Source organism: Bradyrhizobium sp. AT1, assembly GCF_001590795.1.
GTDB lineage: Bacteria > Pseudomonadota > Alphaproteobacteria > Rhizobiales > Xanthobacteraceae > Bradyrhizobium.
The window spans coordinates 5,889,787-5,898,452 of record NZ_JXDL01000001.1 but is presented as its reverse complement, the minus strand read 5'-3'; the positions used below and the strand labels follow the sequence as shown (position 1 = coordinate 5,898,452).

8 protein-coding genes are annotated in these 8,666 nt (G+C 64.8%); 1 reads left to right on the top strand and 7 read right to left on the bottom strand.

The window, feature by feature from the left end; translation table 11 throughout:
• Window positions 1–60: 60 nt before the first annotated feature.
• Genes SE92_RS27345 through SE92_RS27335 form a run of 3 tightly spaced genes read right to left on the bottom strand, consistent with a single transcriptional unit; the run spans window position 61 to window position 2,666 of the window.
• Entirely contained in the window at window positions 61–474 is a 414-nt protein-coding gene (locus tag SE92_RS27345) for a Rieske (2Fe-2S) protein (RefSeq protein WP_063200446.1), read from the bottom strand.
• Window positions 474–1,583 (bottom strand): amidohydrolase family protein, encoded by a 1,110-nt coding sequence (locus SE92_RS27340; protein ID WP_063200443.1) that lies wholly within the window; start codon window positions 1,581–1,583, stop codon window positions 474–476. The genes SE92_RS27345 and SE92_RS27340 overlap by 1 nt, the downstream gene beginning before the upstream one ends.
• 24 nt (window positions 1,584–1,607) lie before the next feature.
• Window positions 1,608–2,666, bottom strand: a complete 1,059-nt coding sequence (locus SE92_RS27335) for an amidohydrolase family protein (protein WP_063200440.1) — start codon at window positions 2,664–2,666, stop codon at window positions 1,608–1,610.
• Between the two features lie 144 nt (window positions 2,667–2,810).
• On the opposite strand from SE92_RS27335, the gene SE92_RS27330 reads away from it, so the two are divergent.
• Window positions 2,811–3,293, top strand: a complete 483-nt coding sequence (locus tag SE92_RS27330; RefSeq protein ID WP_063200437.1) for a CinA family protein — start codon at window positions 2,811–2,813, stop codon at window positions 3,291–3,293.
• A gap of 162 nt (window positions 3,294–3,455) precedes the next feature.
• On the opposite strand, the gene SE92_RS27325 is transcribed toward SE92_RS27330, so the two are convergent.
• From SE92_RS27325 to SE92_RS27310, 4 genes are all read right to left on the bottom strand, one after another.
• Window positions 3,456–3,737 (bottom strand): DUF1488 family protein, encoded by a 282-nt coding sequence (locus SE92_RS27325; protein WP_063203789.1) that lies wholly within the window; start codon window positions 3,735–3,737, stop codon window positions 3,456–3,458.
• Window positions 3,738–3,816: 79 nt separating this feature from the next.
• Window positions 3,817–5,286 (bottom strand): AMP nucleosidase, encoded by a 1,470-nt coding sequence (locus tag SE92_RS27320; protein ID WP_063200434.1) that lies wholly within the window; start codon window positions 5,284–5,286, stop codon window positions 3,817–3,819.
• 175 nt (window positions 5,287–5,461) lie between these two features.
• On the bottom strand, window positions 5,462–6,796 hold the full coding sequence (locus SE92_RS27315) for an HlyD family type I secretion periplasmic adaptor subunit (RefSeq protein ID WP_063200431.1): 1,335 nt from the start codon (window positions 6,794–6,796) through the stop codon (window positions 5,462–5,464).
• Window positions 6,793–8,541 carry a type I secretion system permease/ATPase gene (locus SE92_RS27310; protein WP_063200428.1) on the bottom strand — a complete coding sequence of 583 codons (1,749 nt, stop codon included), beginning with the start codon at window positions 8,539–8,541 and terminating at the stop codon, window positions 6,793–6,795. Before SE92_RS27310 ends, SE92_RS27315 begins: the two co-directional genes overlap by 4 nt.
• Window positions 8,542–8,666: the final 125 nt, after the last annotated feature.

The following is an 8,666-nucleotide window of genomic DNA, read 5'->3' as shown; positions in this document are numbered from 1 at the left end:
ACCCCGCTCGCGCTTCGCGCGATCGACCCTCCCCCTCCAGGGGAGGGTAAGAGCGGACACCTACAGCTCCACCACGACGTAGTCACTTTCGACGCTCACCGGGATCGTCTCCGCGACATACGGCCCCTTCACCACGCTCGCGCCCGGCTCGACATGGGCCGGATAGGCCTTCACGCGGAAGCGGCGGGGGTCGCAATAGGATTGGCCGGTGCGGATGTCGAATTCCCAGCCGTGCCAGGGGCAGCGGATGATCTCGCCGAGCTTGGTGTACTCGATCTCGCCGGGACTATTCGACTGTGCGAGGCCGATCAGCGGGCCTTCGCATAGCGCCGCGCCCTGATGCGGGCAGCGGTTCATCAGGCCGAAATATTCGCCCTTGATGTTGAAGACTGCGATCGGTCGCCCGTCGATCTCCAAAAACTTTCGCGTGCCGGGCGGTAGTTCGTCGACCGGTGCAATCACATGACGCGCCATCAAGCCAGTCCATACAGCTTCTGCGCATTGCCGAGATAGAATGCCGCCCGGTTATCCTCGCTGACGCCCGCCGGCAGCACGCGCGAGGGCTCGTCATAGTCCCAATGCGGATAGTCGGTCGCGAACAGCAGCCGGTCCCAGCCGATCCAGTTGATGACGTCGAACAAATCCTCGCGCCGTTCCGGATCCTCCATCGGCTGCGTGGTCCACCACACCTGCTCGCGAATGTATTCCGACGGCGGCCGCTTCACATGCGGCACCTCGCTGCGCAGGCGCTGCCAGACCTTGTCCAGCCGCCACGCCAGCGACGGCGCCCAGCCGAAGCCGGCCTCGATCATCACCATCTTCAGTTTCGGGAAGCGCTCGAACACACCTTCCAGGACCAGGCTCGCCAGCGCCGATTGCTGGCACTGCGAATGACCCACCATTTCCTCGATGTAATAGGAGGGCCAGCCCGAGGGCGTGATCGGATTGCCGCCGAAGCCGAAGGCGTGAACGCCGACGGGAAGGCCGGCTTCCTCTGCTGCCTGATAGATCGGCCAATAACGGCGCTGGCCCAGCGGCTCGACATTGCGGCTGAGCAGCAGCACCTGCACGAAATTCTTGTCGCCGGCGCGCTCGCGGATTTCGGCGGCGGCCGACAAACCATCCTCGTTACCGACGACGATGGACGCCTTCAGCCGCTTGTCCCGGCTGGTCCATTTGTCGATCTGCCAGTCGTTGATCGCCGAGCACAAGGCGGCCGCGAGTTCGTGATTACGGATGCCCTGCCCGGTGTTGAGCGGATTGAGCACGCCCAGCTGCACGTTGTTGGGATCGAGCAGCTGCTTCTGCATGAAGGAGAGCGAGGAGCCCTGCGGCCCGCCTTCGGGCGGATAGGCATCGCGGCGCGAGGCATTGGGCTGGGCCTTCGGATAGGGCGGCCCTTCCATCATGCCCTGATAGGCATGGACGCCATAGACTTCGAGGTGATGCTGCCAGCGTTTGGCGAGATAGGGATAGAGCTCGGTGCGGGTGGCACGGGCCGGATGGATGTCGCAGTCCGCGATCGCGGTTTTGACGGTCAGAGGGGACGCGGCTTCTTGGCTCTCGCGGAACTGGATATTCATCGCCTTGCCTCCTTGGCAGCGGGCTCATTTCAGGCGGGGATAGGTCGCATGCGGATTGTCGATCATGATCTTGCGCACGAGATCGGGGGACAGACCTTCGGGCAGCGCGTCCTGGCCGTCGAACTGCCAGTGCGGATAGTCCGTGGAGAATAGGACCAATTCATCGGACTGCATATGATCAAACAGGCGATTTAATGTCGCCCCGTCTGGCGGTGCATCAAATGGCTGTAACGAGAAGCGGATGTTGCTGCGCACAATCTCCAGCGGCGCGCGATCGACCCACGGCGTCTCCATCCGCACCCCGCGCCAGAACTTGTGCAAGCGCCAGAGATAGGGCGAGATCCAGGAGACGCCCGACTCCAGCATCACCATTTTGAGACGCGTATATTTCGCGAACACGCCCTCGACGATCAGGCTGGTGAGCTGGGTCTGGAACGCCTGGGCCTGCCCGACATAATCCTCGATGTGATAGGACCCCCATCCCACCGCGGACGGCGGATTGTGATAGGCGGAACCGGCGTGGATGCCGACGGGAAGTTCCAGTCGTTCCGCGGCTTCATAGATCGGCCACAGCGTGCGTTTGCCGAGCGGTGTGTCGCCCATCACCAGCATCAGCACTTGAACGAAGCGCTTGTCCTGCGCGCAGCGCTCGAGTTCGGCCACAGCCTTCTCGACGCTTTGCGTCGGGATCACGATCGAGCCGCGTAGCCGCGTGTCCCGATCGAGCCATTCCTTTGCCAGCCAGTCGTTCAGCGCGCGGCAGAAGGCGGCCTGCATATCCTCGGAAAACACCATCTGCACGCCGTAGAGCGGATTACAGATGGCGTAGCTGAGCTGAAAGGGATCGAGCACATGGCGCTGCATATCCACAAGGCTCTCGCCCGCCTTGCCGCTTTCGGGGCGCCAGTCGGGCCGTGCCGTGATCGGTGAATTCGGCGGATAGGATTGCGAAACGAGGTCGACCATGCCGCGCGTCGTAACCTGATCGCGCCAATAATCGTTCAGGTAGGGCAGCAGGCTGGTCAGATGCGGCACGGCCGGATGCACGTCGCAATCGATGCTGCCGGCGATCAGGGACGCCATCACGTCTCCCTTCTCACGTTTCCTCGCGTGTCTCTTCTTGTACCCACCATTGAAGCAGGCCTGCCCTCCGCCTGCAACTCGGCCAAGCGTCCTGTCATATGCTAGGAAGGCTGAGCTCGGTTGCGAAGGAATAGGGGTTGCGGAATGAAAGAGCTCGTCGGCATTGCGGAACAGGTCGCCGCCAAATTGATCGCGCGCAAGCAGACCATCGCTGTGGCGGAATCCTCGACCGGCGGCCTGCTTGCGGCCAGCCTGCTCGCGGTGCCCGGCGCGTCGGCCTATTTCCTCGGCGGCGCAGTGGTCTACACCCGCGATGCCAGGCGCGTGCTGATGGATATTTCGGACGAGGGAATGAAGGGCTTTCGCTCCTCCTCGGAGCCCTATGCGCAACTGCTGGCCGATCGGATGCGAACACGCTTCGGCAGCGACTGGGGCCTGTCCGAAACCGGCGCAGCCGGCCCCACCGGCAACCGCTACGGCGACGCCGCCGGCCATAGCTGCATGGCGGTTGCGGGGCCTTTGTCAGAGGTGATGACGCTGGAGACGGGAAGCGGCGACAGGTTCGGCAACATGCAAATGTTCGCCGCGACGGCGCTGAAACTGTTATTGAGGAAGCTGGAGGGGTGAGGTTGGTGCGATGCGTGCGCGAGTTGGGGGTAGTCTCGCCACCACGCCGCCGTCATCGCCCGCGAAGGCGGGCGATCCAGTACTCCGAGATGGTTGTGATTATTCGAAAGGCCGCGGCGTACTGGATGCCCCGCCTGCGCGGGGCATGACAACGGTGGGTGACTAATATGAGCGCCCCAAATGCCGCATGAAGATCCGCACCACGTATCCCTGCACCCGCGGCGCCTCGTCATAGATATCCGACGCGATCCGCTCGATGGTCTCGCGCAGCGACAGGAACTGCGCCTGGCGCGCGCTGCTTTCGGTGCCCTGCATGCCCGCGAGCTCGTCCATCGCCGCGTCGCTGATCTGGCACTGCACCGCCTCGCCGTCGTTCAACATGGTGAAGCGAAAGGCCAGCCGTTCGAGGTCATGGCCAATGATCTTGTCGCGCGTGAGCGGCATCAAGTCGTCCCGGTCGAGCACCCCCGCCGGACAATGCTAAAAATCGCTTCGATTGTCAGCAGCAAAGAGCAACTTTGCCTTACTGGAACGCGACCTCGGCAAAGCTGCGCAGCTTGCGCGAATGCAGCCGCTCGGATTCCTGCTGCTTGAGCCGCTCCAGTGCCTTCAGGCCGATCTCGAGATGCTGACCAACGCGGCGGCGGTAGAATTCGCTGGCCATGCCGGCGAGCTTGATTTCGCCATGCAGTGGCTTGTCGGAAACGCAGAGCAGCGTGCCATAGGGAACGCGGAAACGATAACCGTTGGCGGCGATCGCGGCCGATTCCATGTCGAGCGCAACGGCGCGCGATTGCGACAGGCGGCGGATCACTTCGGGTCCGGAGATCTCCCAATTGCGGTTGTCGACGCTCGCCACCGTTCCCGTGCGCATCAGGCGCTTGAGCTCGAAACCTTCGAGCCCGGTGACGTCCTCGACCGCCTCCTCGAGTGCGACCTGCATCTCGGCCAGTGCCGGGATCGGCACCCATAGCGGCAGCTCGCGGTCGAGCACGTGATCCTCACGCACGTAGCCATGCGCGAGCACGTAGTCGCCGAGCCGCTGCGTGTTGCGCAGGCCCGCGCAGTGGCCGAGCATCAACCAGGCATGCGGGCGCAGCACTGCGACGTGGTCGGTGACGTTGCGCGCGTTGGACGGGCCGGTGCCGATGTTGATCAAGGTGATGCCGCGATAGCCGGGCGCCACCAGGTGGAAGGCTGGCATCTGCGGCATGCGCGCGGGCGCGTCCCCAATCGTCGTTCCGCCACTGCGTGTGATCACGTTTCCCGGCGCGACGAAAGCGTCGAGGCCGGCCTCACCGGCCTGGAGCCGCTGCTGGCAGGCTTGCGCGAAGGCGTCGACATAGAACTGGTAGTTGGTGAAGATCACGAAATTCTGGAAGTGTTCGGGATCGGTGCCGGTGTAGTGATAGAGCCGCCGCAGCGAGTAATCGACGCGGGCGGCACGGAACAGCGACAGCGGCTCGGGCGCGCCGGGCTGGAGCTCAAAGGTACCGTCCGCGATGGAATCGTCCATGGTGGCGAGGTCAGGCACGTCGAATGCATCGCGCAGCGACCTCGCGACGGGCGAGTTCTCGCTGGTGGTGATGGCGGCCTCGATATTGATGTCGCGGCGATAGGCGAAGTGGATCGGGATCGGCTCGGCGGACTCGCCGATCTCAACCGGCACGCCGTGGTTCTCGATCAAGAGACCGATCTGCTCGACGAGATAACTGCGGAACAGATCCGGACGCGTCACGCTGGTTTCATGCACGCCGGGCCCGGCGACGAAGCCGTAGGCGAGACGCGAATCCAGCCGCGCATGCGTCGCGGTGGTGATGCGCACGAAGGGATAATAGGCCCGCACCCGTGTCGTGATCGGCTCGCCGCCGACATAGGCCTCGAACCGGTCGCGCAGGAATTTCGTGTTGCGCTCGTAGATCTCTTCGAGGCGAGCGACGGCAAGGCCGGCGTCGGAGAAGGATTCTGTGGCGATGGAGGGGAGAGATTGCATGGTTCGACCGCGGGGTTGTCTGAGCTTCGAGTCGAACTATAGCAAAGAAGGCGGTGTCGTAGGGTGGGTTAGCGCAGCGTAACCCACCGCTTCTGCTTCCGCGGAAAAAGAAGTGGTGGGTTACGGCTTCGCCTAACCCACCTACGAGATCTCCAGAACGACGCGCTTTCGCGCGTCACTTCTCGCGGAATGCACGCATCAGCTGGTCGTGCAGCGGCTTCATCAGATAGGACAGCATGGTGCGGTCGCCGGTCTGGACGAAGGCTTCCACGGGCATGCCGGGAATCATCTTGACGTCGCCGAGACGGGCGATCTCTTCGGCCGGCATCGTGACGCGGATGGTGTAGTAGCTCTGGCCGGTGCGCTGGTCGGTGGTGACGTCGGGCGAGACGCGGCTGACGAGGCCGTTGAGCTCGGGCGTCGTGCGCTGGTTGAAGGCGGAGAGGCGCAGCAGCGTCTTCTGGCCGATCTGGAGCTTGTCGATGTCGACCGGGTTGACCTTGGCCTCGACCTGGAGATCGTCCGCCTGCGGCACGATCAGCATGAGCGCGTCGCCGGCGGTGACGACGCCGCCAACCGTGTGCACGTTGGATTGCAGCACCATGCCGTCCTGCGGCGCGCGGATGTCGATGCGGCGAAGCTGGTCTTCGGCGGCGACCTTGCGCTCGATCAATTCACCGATCTTGTCGTTGGTCTCGCGCAGGTCCTTGGAGACCTCGCTCACCACGTCCTTGTCGACCTGGATGATCTGCAGCTCGGTCTCGGTGATCTTGCCCTTGGCCTGGGCGCGCGAAGCGATGTACTGCGCGCGCTCGCCGTTGAGGCGCGCCGAGTCGCGCTCGAGCTGGGTCAGGCGCGAGATCTGCACCAGGCGCTTGTCGTAGAGCTCCCGTACGCCGGTGAGCTCGTTCTGCACCAGCGCGATCTCCTGGTCCTTGGCCTTCTCCTGGGCGCTGAGGCCGGCGATCTCCTCGTTGAGCTGCGTGATGCGCTCGCGCAGCTGCGCCTTCTGTCCGGCGCGGCCGTTGACGCGAACGTCGAACAGCTTGGTTTCGGCGGAAAGCAGCAGCTTGACGTCGGGATCGCCAGCGCGATCGAGCAGGCTTTGCGGAAATTCGATCCTGTCGACACCGCGCTGCTCGGCCTGCAGCCGCGCCGCACGCGCCTGCGCGGCGTCGAGATTCTTGGTGACGATGGCGAGGTTCGCCTTGGTGACGGTGTCGTCGAGCCGCACCACGATGTCGCCGGCCTTGACCAGGTCGCCGTCGCGGGCGCGCACCTCGCCGACCACGCCGCCGGTCGGGTGCTGCACCTTCTTGACGTTGGATTCGACCACGATCTGCCCCGGCGCGATCAGCGCACCCGAGATCAGAACGGTGGACGCCCAGCCGCCGAGACCGACGACCAGGACCAGCACGATGCCAAGTCCGAGCAGGAGGTGAAACTTGATCGAGTCCCGAACGGTCCTCTTCGCGGCAGGCTTCGGGCCGCCGATGGCCATCGTGCTCATGGTTTGGCCACTCCGCCTTCGCTGACGATCTTGATCGGTGCCGGCGGTGTCACGCGCGGCTGCAGCACCTGGGCGAGCACCTGTTCCTTCGGCCCGAACGCCTGCATGCGGCCGTCGCGCAGCACCAGGACCTGGTCGACCGCCTCGACGCCGATCGGGCGGTGCGCCACCACGATGACGATGGCGCCGCGCTCGCGCGCGGCGCGCACGGCGCGGGTCAGCGCCTCGTCGCCTTCGGTGTCGAGGTTGGAGTTGGGTTCGTCGAGCACGATCAGGAAGGGATTGCCATAGAGCGCGCGCGCCAGCGCCACGCGCTGGGCCTGGCCTGCGGAAAGTGCTGTGCCCTGCTCGCCGACCTGCGTGTTGTAGCCCTCGCGCATCTTGATGATCATCTCGTGCACACCGGCTTCCTTCGCCGCCGCGATGATGCCGTCGGACGTCGCCTCGGGGTCGAACCGGCTGATGTTCTGCGCGATGGTGCCGCCGAACAATTCGACGTCCTGCGGCAGATAGCCGATGTGGCGGCCGAGCGCGTCGGACGACCATTGGTCGAGCGCCGCGCCGTCGAGCCGGACCTTGCCGCGCACCGGCTGCCAGACCCCGACCAGCGCGCGGATCAGCGACGACTTGCCGGAACCGCTCGGACCGATCACGCCGAGGCCGTTGCCCGCGGAAAGCGCGAAGGTGATGTCCTGCACGATGAGGCGCTGATCGCCGGGCGCCACCATGGCGACGCCTTCGACCGAGAGCCGGCTCGTCGGCGCCTGCAACTGGGTCGGCATCGGCCGCGCCGGCATCTGCTCCAGCAGGCGGGTGAGGCGATGCCAGCTCTGGCGCGCCGCGACGAAGGATTTCCAATGCGCAATGGCGAGATCGACGGGCGCCAGCGCGCGCGCGGAGAGGATCGAGCCGGCGATGATGATGCCGGCGGTCGCCTCCTGGTGGATGACGAGATAGGCGCCGACCGCGAGCACGGCCGATTGCAGCATCATGCGCAGCACCTTTGCGACCGCGCCGAGACCGCCGGCGACGTCGCTCGCGCGCTGATTGCCGGCGAGATATTTTTCGTTGGCCTCGCTCCAGCGCGCGTTCATCCGGCCGGCCATGCCCATCGACACCATGACCTCGGCGTTGCGGCGGCTGGCCTGGGCGAGATCGTTGCGCTGGGCGGCAAGGCCCATCGCATCCTTCGCCGGCTGGCGGGACATGAATTCGGTGACCAGCGTCAGGCCGACCAGGATGATGGCGCCGACCAGAGCGGTGACGCCGATCATGACGTGGAAGGCGAAGCAGATGGCGAGATAAAGCGGCAGCCAGGGCAGGTCGAAGAACGCGCTCGGGCCCATGCCGCCGAGGAAGGAGCGGACATTGTCGAGATCGCGCAGCGGCTGCAGACCTTCGTTGCGACTGCCGACCAGGAGCGGCAGGCGCACGATGGTGTCGAACACGCGCTTGTTGAGCGCCTCGTCCAGCGCGGTACCGATCCGCCCCAGGATCCGGTTGCGGATCATGTCGAGCACGCCCTGCGCCATGTAGAGGAAGCTGGCGAGGATGATGAGGCCGACAAGGGTGGGAATGCTGCGGCTCGGCAGCACCCGGTCGTAAACCTCCAGCATGAAGATCGACCCGGTCAGATAGAGCAGGTTGATCATGCAGCTCATCAAGCCGACGCCGATGAACGCCGTGCGACAAGCGCGCAAGGCGTCACCGAGCTCTGAACGGCGGACGCCAGGGATGGCTGCCATCAGTCTGATCTCTTTCCGGTGAGAGGCAAAAGCCCCTGATTTCAAAGGCGAAATCAGAGGTACTTGACCCGGATTAACATCGCGTTTTCCGCGCGTCCAACGCCGTCGACCTCATCCAGGCCTCC